Below are 19,073 nucleotides of genomic sequence, written 5' to 3'. Positions count from 1 at the left end.
CATGCTCGCAAAGCAATCGTCTCGAATTGATACCGATCTTATGACGATCGACGTCGACGGGATGACTTGCGCGTCCTGCGTCGCACATGTCGAACGGGCTTTGAAAGCTGTGCCGGGGGTGACGACGGCATCAGTTAACCTTGCCACCGAGCGAGCCGAGGTTACGGGCGTGGCGCTCGATCGCGGTGCGTTGGTGAGGGCCGTCGAAGATGCGGGCTACGATGTGCCAGCAAAGCCCATCGATCTCGCTATCGAAGGCATGACCTGTGCCTCTTGCGTGGCGAGGGTCGAACGGGCGTTGGCATCAGTGCCGGGGGTAGCGTCTGCCACCGTCAATCTGGCTACCGAGCGGGCAACAGTGCGAGGATCGGCCGATGTGGCGGCGCTGACCCGAGCGGTAGCAGACGCGGGATATGACGCCCGCCCCGCAGCCCCAGCTATGGCTGCGCATGATGGCGCGACAGCGAAAAAGGCCGCAGAAGAAGCGTTGCTGAAGCGAGATGTTGTAATCGCTGCCGCCCTTTCGTTACCGGTCTTCGTTCTGGAAATGGGGTCGCACCTGTTCATGTCGGTCCACATGGCCGTAATGAACACGATCGGGATGCAGAACAGTTGGTATTTGCAGTTCGCCCTGACCTCGGCAGTCCTCTTCGGCCCCGGCTTGCGCTTTTTCCGCAAGGGCCTGCCTGCGCTTGCCCGCCTCACCCCCGACATGAACAGCCTGGTCGCCGTCGGCACCTCGGCCGCCTACGGCTATTCGCTGGTCGCCACCTTCGCTCCAGGGCTCCTGCCTGCCGGGACAACATATGTCTACTACGAGGCGGCGGCGGTGATCGTCACGCTGATCCTGCTCGGTCGCTACCTCGAAGCGCGCGCCAAAGGACGCACGTCCGAGGCGATCAAGCGGCTGGTCGGCCTACAGGCCAAGACAGCCCGGGTGATCCGCAGCGGCGGGGTGGTCGAGGTGCCTGTTTCCGAGGTGCGCCCGGGAGATGTCGTCGAGGTCCGTCCCGGTGAGCGGGTGCCAGTCGATGGCGAGGTAATGACTGGCGCAAGCTGGATCGACGAGAGCATGATTTCGGGCGAGCCGCTGCCGGTGGAGAAGACCGCTGGGAATGGGGTAACCGGCGGGACTGTAAACCAGACAGGTGCCTTCACGTTCCGCGCCACCGCGGTGGGCGAGGCGACGATGCTCGCTCAAATCATTCGCATGGTCGAGGCGGCACAGGGCGGCAAGCTGCCGATCCAGGCACTCGTCGACAAGGTCACGATGTGGTTCGTCCCGGTAGTGATGGCGCTTGCAGCACTGACCTTTGCCGTTTGGCTGATCTTCGGCCCCGACCCCGCGTTGACCTTCGGTCTTGTCAATGCCGTAGCCGTGCTGATCATCGCTTGCCCCTGCGCCATGGGCCTCGCCACGCCGACCTCGATCATGGTGGGCACCGGGCGCGGGGCCGAAATGGGGGTGCTGTTCCGCAAGGGCGAGGCGCTCCAGTCTCTTCAGGGAGTGAAGGTCGTGGCACTCGACAAGACCGGCACGCTAACCGAGGGCAGGCCGAGCCTCACCGACCTCGATCTTGCACCAGGTTTCGATCGCGCCGCCGTTCTGTCACTCTTGGCAGCCGTCGAAGCGAAGTCCGAGCACCCGATCGCCCGCGCCATCGTAAAGGCCGCAGAAGACGAAGGTTTGTCCCTGCCCGCCGTCACAGCCTTCGACTCCGTTACCGGCTTCGGCGTCACTGCACAGGCGGGCGGGCAGCGGATCGAGATCGGCGCTGATCGCTACATGGCCCGACTGGGGATTGACGTATCGCCCTTTGGGAATACTGCCGCTCGATTGGGAGACGAAGGCAAGTCGCCGCTCTATGCCGCCATCGACGGCAAACTCGCTGCCATCCTTGCTGTCGCGGACCCGATCAAGGAGACCACGCCAACGGCAATCCGCGCCCTGCACACTATGGGGCTGAAAGTTGCGATGATCACTGGCGACAACGCCCGCACCGCAGGCGCCATCGCCCGCCAACTCGGCATCGACGAGATCGTGGCCGAAGTGCTGCCGGACGGCAAGGTCGCCGCAGTCAAGCGACTGAAGGCGTTGGGACAGCTCGCCTATGTCGGCGACGGCATCAATGATGCCCCGGCCCTGGCCGAGGCTGACGTTGGCCTTGCTGTCGGAACGGGGACCGACGTAGCAATCGAGGCGGCGGACGTCGTGCTCATGACCGGTCGCCTGACGGCGGTATCGGACGCCATCGCGCTGTCCAAGGCCGTGATGCGCAACATCCGGCAGAACCTCTTCTGGGCCTTTGCCTATAACGCTGCCTTGATCCCTGTTGCCGCGGGCGTGCTGTGGCCGAGCTTCGGCGTTCTTCTGTCACCGATCTTCGCTGCCGCCGCGATGGCCTTGTCGTCGGTCTTTGTTCTTGGAAACGCCCTCCGGCTGCGGCGGTTCCAGGCCGCAGTTGTGCATTGAAGGAGGCATGATCATGAACATTGGTGAAGCGGCAAAGGCCTCGGGCGTGTCGGCCAAAATGATCCGCTACTACGAATCTATTCGCCTTATTCCCACCGCAGGGCGGACCGGATCAGGCTACCGCGTCTACTCTCCGACTGAAGTGCAGATGCTGCGGTTCATTCGTCGGTCCCGCGACCTTGGCTTTTCGGTCGAGAAGATCGAAGAGCTTCTGGCACTCTGGCGCGACCGGACCCGTCAAAGCGCGGATGTGAAACGCCTTGCGACGGACCAGATCGACGGCCTCGAACGGAAGGTGCGCGAGATGCAGGCCATGATCGACACACTGCGCCACCTAGCCGACGCATGCTGCGGCGATCACCGGCCCGACTGCCCAATCCTGGCTGACCTCGGGCACGGGGTGGAGCATGGATCTGATTGCACGACACAGCAGAGCGGCAAAGCAGTACCGGTGCAGCATTTTCACTCCCGGTAGTCAGTTGACTTCGCGGGGGTTCGGCGCAAAGCTCTCACTGTTTGGTGTTCAAGGGGCGCAGAGTCCTGGAACTCAATCGGGAATGAGGAAGGGCGGACCCAATTGCGGCGCCCAAGGCCTCAGCCGCCCCCGCGACTGTATGCGGTAGCGGTCCTTCATCGTGCCACTGGGCCAATGCCCGGGAAGGCGAAGGACTGTGTTAATCCGCGAGCCAGGAGACCGGCCAAGCGATGGCGCAACCCTAATCCCGTCGGGTGTGACGGGCGGAGAACCTTCATGTCCACCAGAATCCTGTCCGCCACAGCGGAGCAATCGAAGAGCCAGTTCGGACCAATCCTGACCAGCGCGCTTATTGGCGCAGTGCTGATCTTTGCCGCTGGTTTTGCTTCGCCTGACGCATTGCACGCTGCAACGCATGACACACGTCATGCGACCGGTTTTCCCTGCCACTGACGTTTCTGGATAATCGACATGACAAAGACCTTGCTGTCCGGCGGGGTAATCGCGGGTGCCATCGCGGGCCTCGTGGCTGCCGTTTTTCAGTTCTTTCTCATCCAACCCCTGATCGTCGAGGCTGAACGGTATGAGACGGGCGAACTCGTTCTGATCGGGATCGAGAGCAACAAGCCCGACCCTGCACCTAACCCGCTAGAAACGCCCGGCCATGATGCGCAGGGCGCGGAAAATACGGACAACTTGCTTGTGCGCAATGGCTTGACGGTCCTGACCCTGATCCTCACCTGGGCGGGCTTTGGCCTGCTGGCCGGAGCCGGCCTGACCGCGTTCCGGGCTCTGCCCGGCGGCGGGAGGATCCCGGCCACAGCCCTCGGCCTTATCGGCTTTGCCGTCCTGTCCCTTGCGCCTGCAATCGACCTTCCGCCCGAACTGCCCGGAATGGAGGCAGCGGAACTGGCGGACCGGCAACTCTGGTGGGTTGCGACTGTCGCGATGACGGCTGCCGGCATTTTCTTTGCTGCGGGGTTGCGGTCCTGGCCCGGGCGGCTCGCGGGCCTTGCCCTGATCCTGGCACCCCACCTTTTCGGAGCGCCCTTGCCACCCGTTTCTGCCCCGGCAGTGCCGCCCGACCTTGCGGCGCTCTATGCGGCGCGCGTGCTAAGCGTGAACCTGATCGGTTGGCTGGTGCTGGCCATCGCACTCTTGTGGCTTTTGCCAGAAGCAGGCGCGAAGGCCGATGCTGACGGTTTGACGGAGCCGGGGTGAGAGAAGGCAACCTAGGCTGCGCGTGCACACCACATGCGAAATCTTCCCTGCCCGGTCACTTCTCGGATCAAACCTCGCGCCTGCATCCAGGCCATGTTCCGCTGAACGGCCGCGCGACTGGCGCCGGTGATTGCCTCGGCCATTGGGGCGGAGACAAGGGGCCATTCGGTCAGAACTGCGCGCAAGGCTGGGGGCGTTTTGCCCGAGAGCGTGACCATCTCGGTTTCGGACCGCGCTGACCAAGCCTCGATGTCGTCAAGGTGCCGCATCGCGGTCCGGCTTGCTGTCTCCATCCCGTCGAGCCATCGCACCAGTCGGTCAGCAGCAGTGCCACCGGCGCGCAGCCCGCCTGCCCCGCCCATGGCGAGAGGGGCAAATATCGCTCCCCTGCCCTCTCCGGTCGCAATCCGCGCGGCCGTGACAGCCGCTTCCATCCGGTCTCCGTGCTGCCCGAGACCCGCCAAACTCCAAATGTGAAAGCCCATGCAGGCACGGCTGATCGGGTGCAGGTCGGCAGCTTGCGCCATCAGGTCCAGCCAACCGCCCGCGCGATCCGCAAAGGGCTCCGCCTCATCCGCCAAGTTCTCGGGGTCACGGCGATCCACAAAAGTGGCCAGGTCCACCTCCGGCCCTGGCCCTCCCGTCAGGCGCCGCACCGCCCACCCGACCCGTGCCAGGGCGACACTGTCGTCCTGCACGCCAGACAGGCGCAGGGCGATCCAGAGCGCCAGTCGATCCGGCCCGATGCGGTCGCCTACGAACCAGCTTAGGTCGGCCGCTTCGATCAGGGCGAGCCTGTGGCGCCAACCCTCAGGCCCCCTCCGCAACCGCTCGTCCAGCCCACCGAGCCGACCTGCGACACGGGCGAGCCGCGCGGCATTGTCCGCCTCGGCTTTGCGCCAGTCGTCAAGGATTGCAGTCTCGCGGGGTTCGGCCCTAGGGCCGGGCGGCAGATCGTCGGGCTCGTCTTCGATCGGACCGGGCAGGAACCACAGATCGTCTTCGGATCTCTCCACGGCCTCTTCCACCTCGGTAAGAGAGTCGTCAAAAATACCATATGGAGCAGATGCTTGAGGCTTCATATGTGCAAAATACGTACGTTTTGCACTTTACCCAAGGGTTTTCTTGGTGTGCGTCTATACTCCGTATATAGCACGCACGCGCGACTGCCTGCGAGATCTCTCTGATCGCTCACAGCCTCAGGAAACCAAGGGCATTTCGCTGACCTCGGCCGTAGAGAGCGCCCTTGAATCCGTTTACAAACGGTCGTTTATTGACGGTATGTGAAACTGCAAACGGCCTGTTCTGATGTCCCTGATCGGCTATGCGCGCGTCTCGACGGAGGATCAGACCCCCCTGCCCCAGTCTCAGGCCCTGAAATCCGCGGGCTGCGCAGAGATCCATGAAGAGCAAGCCTCGGGCGGAAACCGCGCGCGGCCCGTGCTGGCGCGGGTGCTGGAGCGGATCGGCAAGGGCGACACGCTGGTGGTGGTGCGCATCGACCGTCTGGCGCGGTCGCTCTCCCACCTCCTCGAGGTGATCGAACGGTTGGAGGCGAAGGGCGCCTTCTTCCGCTCGCTCACCGATCCGATCGACACGTCCTCGCCGCAAGGCAAGTTCACCCTGCAGGTCCTCGGTGCCGCGGCCGAGTTCGAGCGCGCCCTGATCCGCGAACGCACCAAGGCCGGGCTGGCCAGCGCACGAACCAAAGGCCGGGTTGGCGGCAATCCGGGCCTGCGCGTCCGGGATCCGGCGGCGCTGCGCAAGGTGCGGCTGGCCCGGCAGGACGGCTATATGGAACGCCTGAACGAGACGGCGCAGGACTGGGTGCCCCATGTCCGCCGCCTGCGGCCCGACTTACCCTGGGAAGATGTGGTGCGCATCGTCAACGGCCCCCTGCCCCACGAGCGTCAATGGACGCAAAGCCGGCTTTTGCGCGCGGTCAACGCCTATGTCCGGGACGGCTTCCTGCCGCCCACGGTACTGGACCGCGCCGGCCGCCGCGAAACCGACGACCGCCTGCCCGCCATCGTCGCTGCCATCAAGGGCGCGGACCCCGAGATCACGCTTCAGGCGATCTGCACCAGACTGGAAGCGATGCGCGAGCGCACGCCCCGCGGGCGGACAAGCTGGCAGCCGTCATCTGTGAAGATGCTGCTGGAGCGGGCGGAGAGGCTGGGGCTGCTTGAGTAGTCGAGCTACCTTGCAAATCCTCCAAGACATGGAGGGATTACAAGCCTGTGGTCAGTTTCAGGCTCAGAAGCTGTCCGCTCATGCAAAGGGGTTGACGATGCGAAGCTGCCCTTCGACTAGCAGGCCATCTTGCATGTCCTCGCTCCACAGCGTGGTGCAGCCCGCAACCAGAGCGCTTGCCACGATCATCGCGTCGTAGATCGAGAAACCGTAACGTTCCGCCAAGGCGCGGCCAACGTCATGGGTTTGGAGGGTCAGGTCTTCGACGGGGCACAAGGCGCGCACGCCTTCGAGAAACGTCCCTGCCTCCTCCCAACTGAGGCCGGCTTTGCGGCGGCAGTTTACCAGCGTCTCGTTCAGCACCTGAACGCTGATCCGGGGCCCCTGCCCCAGGATGAGCTCGGCGCGATCGGCCTTCGGGCCGTCGTCGAGCAGGTACAGAACGACATTCGTGTCCGCGAATTCAGCGCTCATGCGCGTCTTCGCGGCTCAGGCGTTCCGCAGCGGGAAGCTTGCCCCTAAAGCGGCGCAGACCCGTCAGCACCTCATCCGCACGCGCCAGACGACGGACTCTTACCTGGCCGTCGTCCTTGACCAGGTCGATCTGATCACCTTCCTTGAGGCCAAGTTCCCGGACAAGCTCGGCGGGCAAACGGACGGCAAGCGAGTTGCCCCATTTCGCGACCTGCATCGTGACCTCCTGAGTGGATATACGGTCAGGAATGTATATCATGTTGGTTGCTTGGGCAAGCCTGTCCACGAGCCCGGGCTACTCTTGTGCATCATGCAGCGCCTGACACCAGATTTAGAAAGAGCTTGCACGAATCTGAGTCCTCCGGCAATAGTCACGGAAAAGGGCGACTAAACGCCAAATTCCGTGAACACGCCACGGGCGCGCGAGGGCAGATGAGCAGAGCCGATACACAGGAAGACCTGAACGCTGTGATCCGTCAGCATTCTGAGGTGCTGGCGGCGCAACTGCATTCGCAGCGTGAGAGCCTGTTTCCGCCCGACGCATCCAAGTCTATGCGCAAATTCACCTCTGGGGAAGCAGCTGCTCTGCTGGGCGTCAACGATTCATACCTCAGGAAGCTCCACCTTGATGGCAAGGGGCCGTCGCCGGAAGTTTCATCGGGGAACCGGCGGCACTATTCGGCCGACGACATCCATAACTTGCGCGTTTTGTTGGAAAAAACGGCTCGCAAGCCGGGAGACTACCTGCCCGGGCGTCGCGCAGGTGACCATCTGCAGATCATCGGCGTGATGAACTTCAAGGGTGGGTCGGGCAAGACGACCTCCTCGGCGCATCTCGCTCAACGGTTGGCTCTCAAGGGTTACCGAGTCCTGGCGATCGACCTAGATCCGCAGGCTTCTCTCACGGCCTTGCATGGGGTTCAGCCTGAGTTTGACCTGCTGGACGGCGGCACGCTCTACGATGCGATCCGTTATGAAGACCCGGTTCCGATCGCCGAGGTGATCCGCAAGACATATATCCCGAACCTCGATCTGATTCCTGGCAATCTCGAACTGATGGAGTTCGAGCACGAGACGCCGCGGGCGCTTTCTCGCGGCAACGCGGGTTTGTTCTTTTTCCGTGTGAAGGAGGCGCTGGCGCAGGTCGATGAGCGGTATGACGTCGTCGTCATCGACTGTCCTCCGCAACTGGGGTTCTTGACCATGTCCGCGCTGTCGGCCGCGACAGGCGTTCTCGTTACGATCCATCCCGAGATGCTCGACGTGATGTCGATGAGCCAGTTCCTCAGAATGACGGCTGACCTGATGGACGTCATTGCCGACAGTGGGGCCGACATGTCGCATGACTGGATGCGGTATCTCTTGACCCGGTATGAGCCGACAGACGCACCGCAGAACCGTATCGTCGCCTTCTTGCGAACGATGTACGGCGACAAGGTTTTGAACGCGCCGATGCTCAAGTCGACGGCCATCTCAGATGCCGGTTTGACCAAGCAGACCCTTTACGAGGTCGAACGCAGCGCGTTCACCCGGACGACCTATGACCGGGCCATTGAAAGCCTGAATGCGGTCAACGACGAGATTGCCCAGCTCATTCAGAAGACTTGGGGGCGCTGATGACCGACAGCAAGAAGAAGCGCATGTCCATGCTGGATAGTCTTGCAGCGGCGGGGACGCCCCCTGCCCCTGGTAGCATGATGTCTAGCAATCGGGCCCTGCGGTCGGCGCGTGATGCTGTCGATGCTCACCATGTTTGGGAGCTCGATCCGGCTGAGATCCAAGACGAGCGATACTCGGATCGCCTCGACCCAAAGGATGTGCACGACCTTCGCGCGTCGATTGAACAAAACGGGCAGACTGTGCCCATCCTTGTTCGGCGCCATGCGACCGACCCCAATCGGTATCTCCTCGTCTATGGACGCCGCCGTCTTGAGGCCATTCGTGCCTCCGACAAAGTGAGCAAGGTTCGCGCCCTCATCGCTAACCTGGACGATACGGCGGCACTCCGCGCTCAGGTTTCAGAGAATACTGGTAGACGTGACCTGAGTTACATCGAGCGTGCCCTCTTCGCTCAGGAACTGCTCGATAGTGGCTTTGGCTCGCAGGCACAGATTGCCGAAGTGCTCAACGTGACCCGTTCGGCGGTATCGATGTCGATCTCGGTTGCCAAGGCGATCGGAACTGCACTGGCCCATGCAATCGGACCGGCGCACGGCGTCGGCCGTCCCAGATGGGAAGCTTTGGCCAAGGAGCTTGCCGACAGCCGGATCGAGAACGACGATCTTTCCCGAATTGCTCTTGATGTTCGCGCCAAGGCGGCCGCGAACGAACAGGCGGATGAGGATCCGCAGGTGGATCCTTCGGTGGCGGCTTTTGAGGCCGTTGCGCGGCACGTAAAAAAGAGTGTGAGCTCGACGCTCGGCAAGAAGCCGAGATCGAAGACCACTGCCCTTGTGATCGATGGCACGCCCGTGGGCGCTATCAAGAGATCTGGCCGGGCGCTTCGCCTGGACCTGACGGATGTGGATGATGCCTTTGCGGAGTGGCTTGATGCCCGCGCGCAGGACGTCCTCGAAGAGCTTCACGATCGCTGGAAAGGCGAGACATGAAGAGAGGCAGAGCAGCAACAAAAAGGAGGCACGGTACAGGCTAAAGAAAAGGTCCCGCAAAGCTTGCGCTCCACGAGACCCCAACTTTGATCTTAGCACTTTCAAGGTAGTGGGCCGGCGCGCAAACCGCAAGTCATATGTGATTCGCGGAACAGCTTTTCTATGCCTTCGTGAATGACATCATGGAGTACACACCGATTTCGCCGTTTATGCGGCCGATCTCGCACGCCCATCTGCGCGTGGTCGAGCGTCCTGAGGCGTCTGTTCCGGGCAAGCCCGTCAACAAGTGGGAGCTCCTTCGCGAGCTGTCCAAGGCGCAGGCGGCCTTTGGGGTTTCCGAACGCGATCTGACCGTTCTGCAGGGGCTTCTCAGCTTCTTTCCGGATGATGCACTTGGCGGGAATACCGAGATGGTCGTCTTCCCGTCGAACAAGGCAATCTGCGAGCGGCTGAACGGCATGCCCTGCTCCACGATGCGCAGGCACATTGCCCGTCTGGTGGATGCTGGCTTGCTCATGCGCCGCGATAGTCCCAACGGCAAGAGGTATGTTCGCAAGCACGGAGAAGAGCGTGTGGCTTTTGGCTTCGACCTCTCGCCACTCTACTGCCAATCCGAAGAGGTTGCACGGGCCGCAGAGGCTGTGCGTGAGGCCGAGGACCGTGTCCGGAGACTGCGGGAGGTCGTGAGCCTCATGCGGCGCGATCTTGCTGCCCTGGCGGAGTTCGGAGAAGAGGTCCAGCCAGGCCTCGGCCTCTGGGATCAGTTTCGCGACAAGGCTGTTCTCACAGCGCGCGCCCTTCGCCGCAAGCTCACGCTCGAGGAGCTCTCAGCATTTCGCGCCGACCTTGAAGCCCTTCTCGACCACGCACGCAACGTCATTGATGGTCCTGAAACAGAAGAAATGAACACCAATGGTGCCAATACTGAGCGCCACCATCATAATTCAAATAAAGAATCTATAGATCTTGAACCTGCCTTAGAAAAAGGCGGGGCGGCGGCCGGCGCGCCAGATGTTGAAACGGATGCACCTGGTGCTGACGTGGAAGAAGCAGACACAAGACGCGTGCCAAAGATCCCGCTCCATCTGGTGATCGCGGGCTGCCCGTCGCTCAAAACTTTCTACCAGGGCGATATCCGCCACTGGCATCAGCTTTTCGACGCGGCTTGCCATGTGCGGCCGGCCATGGGGATCAGTGCTTCCGCTTGGGAAGAAGCGCAACGGTTCATGGGCCCCGAGCAGGCATCGATCGTTGTTGTCGCCATGCTGGAACGCTTCGCCGACATCCGATCGCCCGGTGGCTATCTCCGTGCGCTGACATCGAAGGCGGCGGCGGGCGAGTTCTCCTGCGGGCCGATGGTCATGGCTCTGATGTCCCGGCGAAGCGCGGCGTGATGTTCACAGCTGTGAACATTCTCCCCGTCGGCGCCCCAATCGATGAAGTTCACAGCTGTGAACTCTCTGCGCCGTCTGATGAGCAACCAGCAGATAGAGGGAAAGGTTGGGGGGTTTGAGGGGTGACGGGAAGTGAGATCGGGAGAGTGGCTTCCGGCGACCGTCGTGGAGAAGATCTGATGGCGAAAGCAGCCCAGAAAGTCACCCTGTCCCCGTCGCGGGATATCCCCTTCGACAAGCTCGTGCTGAGCCAGTCCAACGTGCGGCGCATCAAGGCGGGCATTTCGGTCGAGGAACTGGCCGAGGACGTCGCGCGGCGCGGCCTGCTGCAGGGCTTGAACGTCCGGCCCGTGCTTGATGCCGACGGGGTCGAAACCGGCACGTTCGAGATCCCGGCCGGCGGCCGCCGCTTCCAGGCGCTATCGCTCCTGGTGAAGCAGAAGCGTTTGGCCAAGACCGCGCCGATCCCCTGCATCGTGCGGGATGCCGCCTCCGAGATTTTGGCCGAGGACGACTCGCTGGCCGAGAACATGCAGCGTGTGGCTTTGCATCCGCTGGACCAGTTCCGTGCGTTCCAGGCCCTGCGCGAAAAGGGTCAGGGCGAGGAAGCGATCGCGGCGGCCTTCTTCGTGACGCCGCAGATCGTGAAGCAGCGCCTGAAACTCGCCTCCGTGGCCCCTGCCCTGCTCGAGGTTTATGCCGAGGACGGCATGACGCTCGAACAGCTGATGGCCTTCACCGTGAACCCGGACCATGCGCGTCAGGCGCAGGTCTGGGATGCGGTGAAGAACTCCTGGAACAAGGAGCCCTACGCCATACGGCGCATGCTCACGGAGACCTCGGTCCGGGCGTCTGATCGCCGCGCGGTGTTCGTCGGTGTCGATGCCTATGAGGCGGCCGGCGGTGTCGTCCTGCGCGATCTCTTCCAGGGCGATGACGGAGGCTGGCTCGAGGACCCTGCCCTGCTCGATCGGCTGGTCTCCGAGAAGCTCCAGGCCGAAGCCGAGGCGCTGGCCTCGGATGGCTGGAAGTGGATCGAGGTGGCGACCGACCTGCCCTATGGCTACAGCCACGGTCTGCGGCGTCTGGCCGGTGATCCCGCGCCGATGACCGACGAGGAGAGCGCGGCCCATGCGACGCTCCTCGCGGAGTATCGGGCGCTGGAAGAGGAATACTCCGGCCAGGACGAATACCCCGAGGAGATCGATGCCCGGCTCGGTCAGCTCGAGATGGCGATGGAAGCGCTCGAGCGGCGGCCCATGATCTATGCTCCGGCCGAGGTCGGGCGCGCAGGCGTCTTCGTCACGCTGGATCGGGATGGCGGCCTGGCTGTCTATCGCGGCTATGTCCGGCCCGAGGACGAGCCGCGCGAGGAGACCGCGGTCCAGGAGGGCGATGGCGCGGATGCCAAGGGGCAGGGGGGTGATGTCGGTGTTTCCAGCTGGAACCCGTCGGCGACCTCCGTCGGCGGCACAGTCATCACCTCGGGCGGTCAGCCGATCGGCGCTGACCTGTCGGAGGAAGAAGATGACGGCGCGCTGAAGCCGCTGCCCGAGCGGCTGGTCATGGAACTGACGGCCCACCGGACCCTCGCGCTACGCGAGGCCATCGGGCGTTCGCCGGACGTGGCGCTGACGCTTCTGCTCCTGAAGCTGGTGACGGATACCTTCCGCACCTCCTCAGCCTCGGGCAGCTGTCTCGAAGCCTCCGTGCGTCATGTCTACATGTCGGCTCAGGCGCCCGATCTCAAGGACAGCGTCGTCGCAAAGCTGGTCGATGAGCGTCACGCTGCCTGGGAGTCTGATCTGCCCCTCGGTGACGATGCCGCGCTCTGGGACTATCTGACGGTCCTCGACCAGGGCAGCCGTCTGGCGCTCCTGGCGCATTGCCTCAGCTTCGGCATTAACGCGCTCCATGAGAAGGTGAACCCCTATGGGGCGGGAATCTCGGCCAGCGGTCTGACCCGCCGCATGGCCCATGCCGATCTAGTGGCGCGTGCCGTCGATCTCGACATGGTCGAAGCGGGGTGGGAGCCGACGGTCGACGGCTATCTCAACCGTGTGCCCAAGGCCCGGATCCTTGAAGCCGTGCGCGAGGCGAAGGGGGAGGGGACTGCGCAGCTTCTCGATCACCTGAAGAAGGGCGAGATGGCGACCGAAGCCGAGCGGCTTCTGAAGGGCAGCGGTTGGTTGCCCGAGGTCCTCCGCCGGACCGATCTGGCCGCGCAGGACGGCGATGCGGTCGGAGAAGGGCAGGGGGAAGATGCGGGCGAGCCCGACGACATCGATCTCCCGGCTTTCCTGACGGCTGATCTGCCCGACGGCGATGCATCGATGATGGCCGCGGAATGATCTGAGCCATCCGGGGGCGAGGAAACTCGCCCCTATTTCTCACAAAATACAGCAATATCAATATGATGAATGCGAACTCTCGCATTCGGGATGAGGAATCATGTCTGCAAGGAACATCATCGACTCAGCCCCTCTCGGGGCGCTGATCCGCTACACCGACGGCAGTCCCAAGCCGCCGGCACGCTTCACCAAGAAGTTGGCAGCTTGGGAAAGGTCAAACGGCCTCGGTCGTCTCGTGAAAAAGGAACCGCCCCGGGTCTATCCGACCTGGACCGCTCCGGCCTCCTTCACGCTGCATGAAGGGAACTTCTCCTCGGACGGGGTCATCCTCGTCACCATTATGCGCAGCCACTCGGCGGACAGCCGGCTGGTATTCGAGGTCGCTGAGGAGCCGAAGCCCGGGCAGGTGCGTGTGCTCCTCGACTTCGGCGGCAACACCGAGCTGCTGCACCTGGCGGAATCTATCACTGCGGCCGAGCTCTGGATCGCCAAGGAAGGATACCGCAGCGCGCGACTTGAAATCGTCGGTGCCGAGGACGGCGATAGGGCAGGGGGCGCGTACCTGGCCGCCTGAGCGCTGCTAAGGCGTGAGGGGCCAGCCCACAGGCGGGCCTCTCACCGACCACAACCCCGTCCCGCGATCTCGCGGGGCACCAAAGGATCCATCCCCCAAGACGGAGGTCTTCAACCAAGAGCCCGGCCGGGAGGCTGGCGGCGTTACAAGCATCAGCGCGACAACCGGCTCCTGACGTTGGGGCACCATCCCCCGCTCGCCATTCCCTTCCTTGCCCCGAGTCCCGTCTTCGAGATCAACCCGCAAAGGGGTCGGACTACGGGCGAGCCCGTGCCGCCGTGTGGATTCGGGCGAGCCGAACGCACCCGGTGATGTCAGCCAGTCTTCGGGCCTTCGGGGTCCTGTCGCGCGGGGGATGGTCCCCCGCCTCCCAGACAGGAGCCAAACAGATGTCTCGCAAAGATGCACACGCCTTCGCAGCCTCCCTCGCCGCCACGCTCATGGTCTCGATCGTCGTCTTCCAGGCAGGGGATGGAACCTTCGGCGCTGTCCCCGCCGATGAAATCGACGGCGACGAGGTCGTGATCGTGGGAGAGCACGATCCCTTTGGGTGAGGCTTCGGCCTCACTTCCCAAGGGCCCGGGGACGGCGAGGGTGAACCTCCGTAGGTGTCGCCGACCAAGTGATCGGTGATGCCGATCTGAGAGACGCCGATTTGCCGCTTGGCGGAGATCTTCGTGCTCGCCGGGCGGAGAGCGGCCGGTCGCCGCACCGACCTAATCGTCAATACGTGCAGGTTCGCAGACCTTCACCTCGCAGCTGCCCAAGGTGCACGGTGAAGGTCTGAGCGGAAGTAGAAACGCGGTCGTAGTCGATGGATTTCTTATGGGTATCATACGCACGATTGATGCTCGCCCCATGCCATTGCTTTTTTGGGTTGCCGCGAAGCGAGAAAGAGTTGCCATTCATACCATGCTTCCCGCGTTGCAGCTGGGAAGGTTTCGAGGGCTGGTCATGCATGAATTATTCAAGGCCGGCGAGATAGGCGGCGAGCCGACGGCGGACTTCGGGCCGGGGCAGTCGGCAGCGCGGGTGATTAGAGATTGCGGTCAAGCCGTCGTGCAACAGACGGAGGGACGCGGCATTGGCCGCCTGAAGCTGATCCATCACCCAGAGCACGCCATGGCATTCGACAGCCTCGTCAGCGGCAAGTTGTCGAAGCGGTCCATCGCCGGTTAGAAGTATCCATTCCCGAGCCTGCGCCAGCGCCAGAGCAAAGCTGTCCGGAACAGTGAGAACAGGGACGCGCTGGCGGTAGGCGAGCGCCCGCGCGACCCCGTCGCCGTCGAGTTCTTCGACGACAAGGCCGAGACGAAGCAGATCATCACCGCCGAAGTTCTTCAGCTCGCGCTCATACAGAAGATCGGGCACGGAAAACTGGTAGGGCAGACGGAAACTGGCCTCCAGCAGCGACCCGCGCTCCAGATCGACAAGAACGGATGTGTCGGAGACCAGGACCCGCATCGGCTTCAGGCCCCATTTACGGCTTCAGGCAGCTGCGGCGGCTGAACTTCCATCATCTGGTTCAGCTCGCGCACCGACAAGCCCAGAAGCTCGGCCGCCTTCGGCTCGGAAACGGCCCCCTCGGCGAGTGCCCGGAACGTAAGCCGCCGGAACCGCGTCGGCTTCTCGCCCTTGATTGCATACGGCTCTTCATAGGGAGGGCTGCGCCAGCCAAGTCGGTTGAACTCCTGGAACAGACGCCGGAACAGCGGTTCGCTGAAGATGCCCAGATCCTTGCAGCGATACGTGATGGCTTGAACGCTGACGCCGAAGAGCTTCTTCAGCGCGAACAGTTCATCACCGCCGATCGACGTGCGGTTCTTGCCGATCTCGCTCCAAAGCGCGTCCGCAGGCATGAGAAAAGCTCCCGCGAACCGATGCGCAGCTTTCTCGGGATCGACGCCGTCGCCCACATCCATGATCATGTGGCCGAGCTCATGCGCGAGCGTGAAGCGCTGGCGCTCGCCCCAATCCTTGCCATTGACGACGATAACGGGAACCGAGCCCTTGCGGACGCGGCGGACCTGCGCCGTGAGCCCGTCGATATTCGTCAGGTCGATCGAGAGAACCTTGATGCCATGCTCTTCGAGCAGCTCGACAAGGTTCGGGATCGGATCGACCCCAAGCCCCCAGTGATCGCGCAGGCTTTCGGCTGCACGGTCGGCTTCTGACAGGCCCTGACGGACCGGGTAAGGTGCCTCTCGCGGCTTGTCCCATTCGACGCTCGCGAGATTCAGCGCCTCCTCAACCATCAGATAGCGTTCGAGCAGGTGCAGGACCTGCGCTTCGACCTGCGCCTCCTCACGCTTGCCCGTGATCTTCTTCTTGCGGAACTCGATCCCTTCGAGGGCCATGTCCTGATCGCCGACCAGGTAGTCCACCGAGACATCGAGCGCCGAGGCAAGCGCCATCAGGACGCCCGAGCTGGGCATCGATTCGTTGCGCTCGTATTTGCCGATCGCCTGAGCCGTGACGCGGTTTCCAATCTTCTCCTCCAACTCCCTGAGAGACAGGCCTGCTGCGGCACGGGCGAGCTTAAGCCTCTGTCCTATCACGTTTCTCGCCTCCTTGCGTGTGGTTTACAAACGATATATGATAGGCGAAATTTTGTAAACTAAAACCCTTGAAGGCCAGTTAACCGATCCCCACCTGACAGGGTAAGCCGCTGCGGCGGCGAGGCAGAAGGAGAAAGGCAATGAACGAGCAGGCCCGGCCGCCGGACATGAGCGGCGAAGAACTGGCAGACGCGATCCGCGAAGAAATTCTCGAGGAGATCGCGGACCTTGAAGAGTACGCGAAGCTGGGCAAGGCTCCGCCGCGGTGCCGTGGCTACCGCTTCCGGGTGAACCGGGATCGGCATGAAGTCCACGAGGACAAGCCGACGCGCGAGACGATCCTGGAGGCGGCCGGGCTGACGCCCGCCGGAGACTGGACCCTGCGCCTCAAGCTGAGCGGCGGCGGATACGAGCTGATCAAGCCCGGCGAGCGCGTCGATCTGCGGCGTCCTGGCGTCGAGAAGTTCAAGGCCCTGCCGCGCGACCAGACGGAGGGCTGAGGTGGCGATGCGGCGTCAGTTCGAGCTGCCGGAAGAGGATCGGGCGTTTCTCGATGCCTACGGCTGCCCATGGGAGACCGTCGTGGACGGCTCTCCCTGGGTGCTCCTGCATGGTTTCGCAACGCAGGATGCTGGCTACAATCATGACGCCGTCACCGCCGCGATCCGGATCGAGACCGGCTACCCGAAGGCTGCACTCGACATGGTGTATTTCTACCCGGCACTGGCGCGGAAGGACGGCCGGGCCATCGGCGCGACCGAAGCGACGCAGTCGCTCGACGGCAAGGTCTTCCAGCGGTGGTCGCGGCACTACACGGCCGCCAACCCGTGGGTGGTCGGCCAACACAACCTCGGCACACACGTCCTCATGGTCGAGGACTGGCTGATGCGGGAGTTCGAAAAATGCCCGGCGGCGTGATGGTCGGCCTGACCCTGAACGGAACGCAGCACGCGGCGCTGAAGGCGCACCTGTTTCCCGGCGATGGTTTGGAGGCGGCGGCTTTCCTGCTCTGTGGGGTGCGCGCCGGGGACCGGCGGACCCGCCTCATCGCGCGGGAGGTGTTCCCGGTGCCGTATTCGGCCTGTTCGATCCGGACGGATCGGCGGGTGACCTGGCCGACCGACACGATCCTCCCGCTGTTGGAGATCGCCGAACGGTCGGGCGGCACGCTGGTCAAGGTGCACAGTCACCCCGGCGGCGATCCTGCCTTTTCCGGGGTTGATGACGAGAGCGACCGGCTGCTCCTGCCGAGCCTTCGAGACTGGTTCGATGACGACCGGCCGCATGGCAGCGCGGTGATGCTTCCGGATGGCCGCATGTTCGGCCGGACCGTGGGAGCGGACGGCGCGATGCCGCCGCTCACGCAGATCAACGTTGCCGGTGACGATCTGCTCTTCTGGCATGATGGGGCATCCGGCGCCGGGGCGGTGCCCGGCTTCGCAGCCTCCCATGCGCAAGCCTTCGGCGAGGGGACGTTCGATCTATTGCGGCGGCTCTCGGTCGCCGTTGTCGGCTGCTCCGGCACCGGCAGTCCGGTGATCGAGCAACTGGCCCGGCTCGGCGTCGGCGAGCTGGTGATCGTCGATGACGACACGGTCGAAGAGCGCAACCTCAACCGCATTCTGAACGCCACGGCTGCCGATGCCGAGAAGGGTCGGGCGAAAGTCGCCGTACTTGCCGGGGCGGTCGAGCGCATGGGGACGGGCACCCGCGTGATCGCGCTGGAACGAAGCCTGTGGTCGCCCGAGGCCATCGAAGCGGTGGCGCAATGCGATATCGTGTTCGGCTGCATGGACACGATCGACGGCCGGTTCCTGCTGAACACGCTCGCGACCTTCTATCAGCTCCCGTATTTCGACCTGGGCGTGCGCATTCACGCGGTTCCGGAAGGGCTGCGTCGGGGCGAAATCGTCGAGGTCTGCGGCAGCGTTCACTATCTTGCTCCCGGCGGGTCGAGCCTTGTCAGCCGGGGCCTGTTCAGCCTCGACGACGTGCGCGCGGCCGGGCTTGCCCGCACCGACCCCGAGGCACATGCCCGGCAGATCGCCGATGGCTACATCTCCGGGGTTACGGTGCGGCGGCCGGCGGTGATCTCGCTCAACATGCTGATCGCCTCGCTGGCCGTAAACGATTTGCTGGCCCGCCTGCATCCGTTCCGGGACGACCCGAATGAGGCCTTCGCCCATATCGAGGTCAGCCTGAGCGAGATGGCGATGTTCCGGGACCCAAAGCCTGGTGCCTGTCCGGTCTTCCGTGGCGACCTGGGCAGAGGCGATACGCGGCCGCTGCTGGGTATGCCGGAGCTTTCCCGGAGGGTTGTTTGATGGCAGGGCATTGGCAGCGGTGGCAGATCTGGCTGCGGGATCGGCTCAGGGTCCGGTTCCGCACTGAATATGTCGACGAGGACGCGCCCGAGCGACCCCACGCCCGGACCCTTTATGTCGTGACCGAGGACGGCGCCCCCTGGAGCGCCGCCATGCTTTGCCCGTGCGGCTGCGGCGAGACCCTGCACATGAACCTGCTACCCGACGAGCGACCGGTGTGGAGGCTGGCGGTCGATGGGGCCGGTTTCGGCACGCTGCATCCATCGGTGCATCGGATGAAGGGTTGCCGGGCGCACTTCTGGTTCCGGGCCGGAAAGGTTCATTGGTGCGGGGATCAGAAGTCGCCGCTGTGGAAGGATATCCGGTTGCTGCTGGGCTGGCAGAGGGCCGGGTAAGAAAGAAGGATCAAGGCAGAGGAGACGAAGCA

The 19,073-nt window shown here is 63.5% G+C and carries 20 protein-coding genes and 1 riboswitch; of the genes, 15 read left to right on the top strand and 5 right to left on the bottom strand.

Annotation, left to right across the window (positions count from 1 at the left end; all coding sequences use genetic code 11):
- Position 1: 1 nt before the first annotated feature.
- From JO391_RS21040 to JO391_RS21025, 4 genes are all read left to right on the top strand, one after another.
- Positions 2–2,473, top strand: coding sequence for a heavy metal translocating P-type ATPase (locus JO391_RS21040; RefSeq protein WP_375155719.1), 2,472 nt, complete (start codon positions 2–4; stop codon positions 2,471–2,473).
- A gap of 13 nt (positions 2,474–2,486) precedes the next feature.
- Positions 2,487–2,948, top strand: coding sequence for a Cu(I)-responsive transcriptional regulator (gene cueR, locus JO391_RS21035; protein ID WP_051294570.1), 462 nt, complete (start codon positions 2,487–2,489; stop codon positions 2,946–2,948).
- A 25-nt stretch (positions 2,949–2,973) separates the two neighbouring features.
- Positions 2,974–3,190: riboswitch (cobalamin riboswitch) on the top strand.
- Positions 3,191–3,224: 34 nt separating this feature from the next.
- Positions 3,225–3,401: a CbtB domain-containing protein gene (locus tag JO391_RS21030; protein WP_084450957.1), complete on the top strand. Its 177-nt coding sequence runs from the start codon at positions 3,225–3,227 to the stop codon at positions 3,399–3,401.
- 18 nt (positions 3,402–3,419) lie between these two features.
- On the top strand, positions 3,420–4,169 hold the full coding sequence (locus JO391_RS21025; RefSeq protein WP_220664773.1) for a CbtA family protein: 750 nt from the start codon (positions 3,420–3,422) through the stop codon (positions 4,167–4,169).
- Between the two features lie 11 nt (positions 4,170–4,180).
- On the opposite strand, the gene JO391_RS21020 is transcribed toward JO391_RS21025, so the two are convergent.
- Positions 4,181–5,251, bottom strand: a complete 1,071-nt coding sequence (locus JO391_RS21020) for a hypothetical protein (RefSeq protein WP_220664772.1) — start codon at positions 5,249–5,251, stop codon at positions 4,181–4,183.
- A 226-nt stretch (positions 5,252–5,477) separates the two neighbouring features.
- On the opposite strand from JO391_RS21020, the gene JO391_RS21015 reads away from it, so the two are divergent.
- Entirely contained in the window at positions 5,478–6,362 is an 885-nt protein-coding gene (locus JO391_RS21015) for a recombinase family protein (protein WP_220664771.1), read from the top strand.
- Positions 6,363–6,440: 78 nt separating this feature from the next.
- Here JO391_RS21015 and JO391_RS21010 read toward each other — a convergent pair whose 3' ends face one another.
- On the bottom strand, positions 6,441–6,836 hold the full coding sequence (locus tag JO391_RS21010) for a PIN domain-containing protein (protein ID WP_089258968.1): 396 nt from the start codon (positions 6,834–6,836) through the stop codon (positions 6,441–6,443).
- Complete coding sequence (locus JO391_RS21005) at positions 6,826–7,053, bottom strand: AbrB/MazE/SpoVT family DNA-binding domain-containing protein (RefSeq protein WP_123130489.1); 228 nt, start codon at positions 7,051–7,053, stop codon at positions 6,826–6,828. Before JO391_RS21005 ends, JO391_RS21010 begins: the two co-directional genes overlap by 11 nt.
- A 215-nt stretch (positions 7,054–7,268) precedes the next feature.
- On the opposite strand from JO391_RS21005, the gene repA reads away from it, so the two are divergent.
- The 6 genes from repA to JO391_RS20975 all read left to right on the top strand — a co-directional run bounded on the left by repA (position 7,269) and on the right by JO391_RS20975 (position 14,318).
- Complete coding sequence (gene repA, locus JO391_RS21000; protein WP_113901404.1) at positions 7,269–8,453, top strand: plasmid partitioning protein RepA; 1,185 nt, start codon at positions 7,269–7,271, stop codon at positions 8,451–8,453.
- Positions 8,453–9,445: a plasmid partitioning protein RepB gene (gene repB, locus JO391_RS20995; protein ID WP_089258974.1), complete on the top strand. Its 993-nt coding sequence runs from the start codon at positions 8,453–8,455 to the stop codon at positions 9,443–9,445. The genes repA and repB overlap by 1 nt, the downstream gene beginning before the upstream one ends.
- A 182-nt stretch (positions 9,446–9,627) precedes the next feature.
- On the top strand, positions 9,628–10,839 hold the full coding sequence (gene repC, locus JO391_RS20990) for a plasmid replication protein RepC (RefSeq protein WP_220664811.1): 1,212 nt from the start codon (positions 9,628–9,630) through the stop codon (positions 10,837–10,839).
- 179 nt (positions 10,840–11,018) lie between these two features.
- Entirely contained in the window at positions 11,019–13,190 is a 2,172-nt protein-coding gene (locus JO391_RS20985; RefSeq protein WP_220664810.1) for a ParB/RepB/Spo0J family partition protein, read from the top strand.
- Between the two features lie 100 nt (positions 13,191–13,290).
- Positions 13,291–13,764 carry a UCP036055 family protein gene (locus tag JO391_RS20980; RefSeq protein ID WP_220664809.1) on the top strand — a complete coding sequence of 158 codons (474 nt, stop codon included), beginning with the start codon at positions 13,291–13,293 and terminating at the stop codon, positions 13,762–13,764.
- Positions 13,765–14,153: 389 nt separating this feature from the next.
- Positions 14,154–14,318: a hypothetical protein gene (locus JO391_RS20975; protein WP_018065899.1), complete on the top strand. Its 165-nt coding sequence runs from the start codon at positions 14,154–14,156 to the stop codon at positions 14,316–14,318.
- Positions 14,319–14,727: 409 nt separating this feature from the next.
- Here the strand turns inward: JO391_RS20975 and JO391_RS20970 are convergent, their stop codons facing one another.
- Both JO391_RS20970 and JO391_RS20965 read right to left on the bottom strand, forming a co-directional pair.
- Complete coding sequence (locus tag JO391_RS20970; RefSeq protein WP_220664808.1) at positions 14,728–15,228, bottom strand: PIN domain-containing protein; 501 nt, start codon at positions 15,226–15,228, stop codon at positions 14,728–14,730.
- A 5-nt stretch (positions 15,229–15,233) separates the two neighbouring features.
- On the bottom strand, positions 15,234–16,322 hold the full coding sequence (locus JO391_RS20965) for a helix-turn-helix domain-containing protein (RefSeq protein WP_220664807.1): 1,089 nt from the start codon (positions 16,320–16,322) through the stop codon (positions 15,234–15,236).
- 140 nt (positions 16,323–16,462) lie between these two features.
- On the opposite strand from JO391_RS20965, the gene JO391_RS20960 reads away from it, so the two are divergent.
- From JO391_RS20960 to JO391_RS20945, 4 genes are read left to right on the top strand one after another with little or no spacing between them, the layout of a single operon-like run.
- Positions 16,463–16,822 (top strand): multiubiquitin domain-containing protein, encoded by a 360-nt coding sequence (locus tag JO391_RS20960; RefSeq protein WP_220664806.1) that lies wholly within the window; start codon positions 16,463–16,465, stop codon positions 16,820–16,822.
- 7 nt (positions 16,823–16,829) lie between these two features.
- Positions 16,830–17,240, top strand: coding sequence for an E2/UBC family protein (locus tag JO391_RS20955; RefSeq protein ID WP_259444944.1), 411 nt, complete (start codon positions 16,830–16,832; stop codon positions 17,238–17,240).
- Positions 17,225–18,646, top strand: a complete 1,422-nt coding sequence (locus JO391_RS20950) for a ThiF family adenylyltransferase (protein ID WP_259444943.1) — start codon at positions 17,225–17,227, stop codon at positions 18,644–18,646. Before JO391_RS20955 ends, JO391_RS20950 begins: the two co-directional genes overlap by 16 nt.
- Positions 18,646–19,041, top strand: coding sequence for a ubiquitination-like system serine protease family protein (locus tag JO391_RS20945; protein ID WP_220664804.1), 396 nt, complete (start codon positions 18,646–18,648; stop codon positions 19,039–19,041). The genes JO391_RS20950 and JO391_RS20945 overlap by 1 nt, the downstream gene beginning before the upstream one ends.
- Positions 19,042–19,073 lie beyond the last annotated feature (32 nt).

The sequence above is a fragment of the Neotabrizicola shimadae genome, assembly GCF_019623905.1.
GTDB classification, from domain to species: Bacteria; Pseudomonadota; Alphaproteobacteria; order Rhodobacterales; family Rhodobacteraceae; genus Neotabrizicola; species Neotabrizicola shimadae.
The sequence above is the reverse complement of the archived record's forward strand: the minus strand, read 5'-3'. Positions and strand labels throughout refer to the sequence as shown.

Bases quoted from the DNA above. Each gene is read 5' to 3' on its own strand.
- JO391_RS20980 (WP_220664809.1), top strand. From the start codon at position 13,291: ATGTCTGCAAGGAACATCATCGACTCAGCCCCTCTCGGGGCGCTGATC.
- repC (WP_220664811.1), top strand. From the start codon at position 9,628: ATGGAGTACACACCGATTTCGCCGTTTATGCGGCCGATCTCGCACGCC.
- JO391_RS21015 (WP_220664771.1), top strand. From the start codon at position 5,478: ATGTCCCTGATCGGCTATGCGCGCGTCTCGACGGAGGATCAGACCCCC.
- JO391_RS20945 (WP_220664804.1), top strand. From the start codon at position 18,646: ATGGCAGGGCATTGGCAGCGGTGGCAGATCTGGCTGCGGGATCGGCTC.
- JO391_RS21040 (WP_375155719.1), top strand. From the start codon at position 2: ATGCTCGCAAAGCAATCGTCTCGAATTGATACCGATCTTATGACGATC.
- JO391_RS20955 (WP_259444944.1), top strand. From the start codon at position 16,830: ATGCGGCGTCAGTTCGAGCTGCCGGAAGAGGATCGGGCGTTTCTCGAT.
- JO391_RS21025 (WP_220664773.1), top strand. From the start codon at position 3,420: ATGACAAAGACCTTGCTGTCCGGCGGGGTAATCGCGGGTGCCATCGCG.
- JO391_RS20950 (WP_259444943.1), top strand. From the start codon at position 17,225: ATGCCCGGCGGCGTGATGGTCGGCCTGACCCTGAACGGAACGCAGCAC.
- JO391_RS20970 (WP_220664808.1), bottom strand. From the start codon at position 15,228: ATGCGGGTCCTGGTCTCCGACACATCCGTTCTTGTCGATCTGGAGCGC.
- JO391_RS21030 (WP_084450957.1), top strand. From the start codon at position 3,225: ATGTCCACCAGAATCCTGTCCGCCACAGCGGAGCAATCGAAGAGCCAG.
- repB (WP_089258974.1), top strand. From the start codon at position 8,453: ATGACCGACAGCAAGAAGAAGCGCATGTCCATGCTGGATAGTCTTGCA.
- repA (WP_113901404.1), top strand. From the start codon at position 7,269: ATGAGCAGAGCCGATACACAGGAAGACCTGAACGCTGTGATCCGTCAG.
- JO391_RS20975 (WP_018065899.1), top strand. From the start codon at position 14,154: ATGTCTCGCAAAGATGCACACGCCTTCGCAGCCTCCCTCGCCGCCACG.
- JO391_RS20960 (WP_220664806.1), top strand. From the start codon at position 16,463: ATGAACGAGCAGGCCCGGCCGCCGGACATGAGCGGCGAAGAACTGGCA.
- JO391_RS21010 (WP_089258968.1), bottom strand. From the start codon at position 6,836: ATGAGCGCTGAATTCGCGGACACGAATGTCGTTCTGTACCTGCTCGAC.
- cueR (WP_051294570.1), top strand. From the start codon at position 2,487: ATGAACATTGGTGAAGCGGCAAAGGCCTCGGGCGTGTCGGCCAAAATG.
- JO391_RS20985 (WP_220664810.1), top strand. From the start codon at position 11,019: ATGGCGAAAGCAGCCCAGAAAGTCACCCTGTCCCCGTCGCGGGATATC.
- JO391_RS21005 (WP_123130489.1), bottom strand. From the start codon at position 7,053: ATGCAGGTCGCGAAATGGGGCAACTCGCTTGCCGTCCGTTTGCCCGCC.
- JO391_RS21020 (WP_220664772.1), bottom strand. From the start codon at position 5,251: ATGAAGCCTCAAGCATCTGCTCCATATGGTATTTTTGACGACTCTCTT.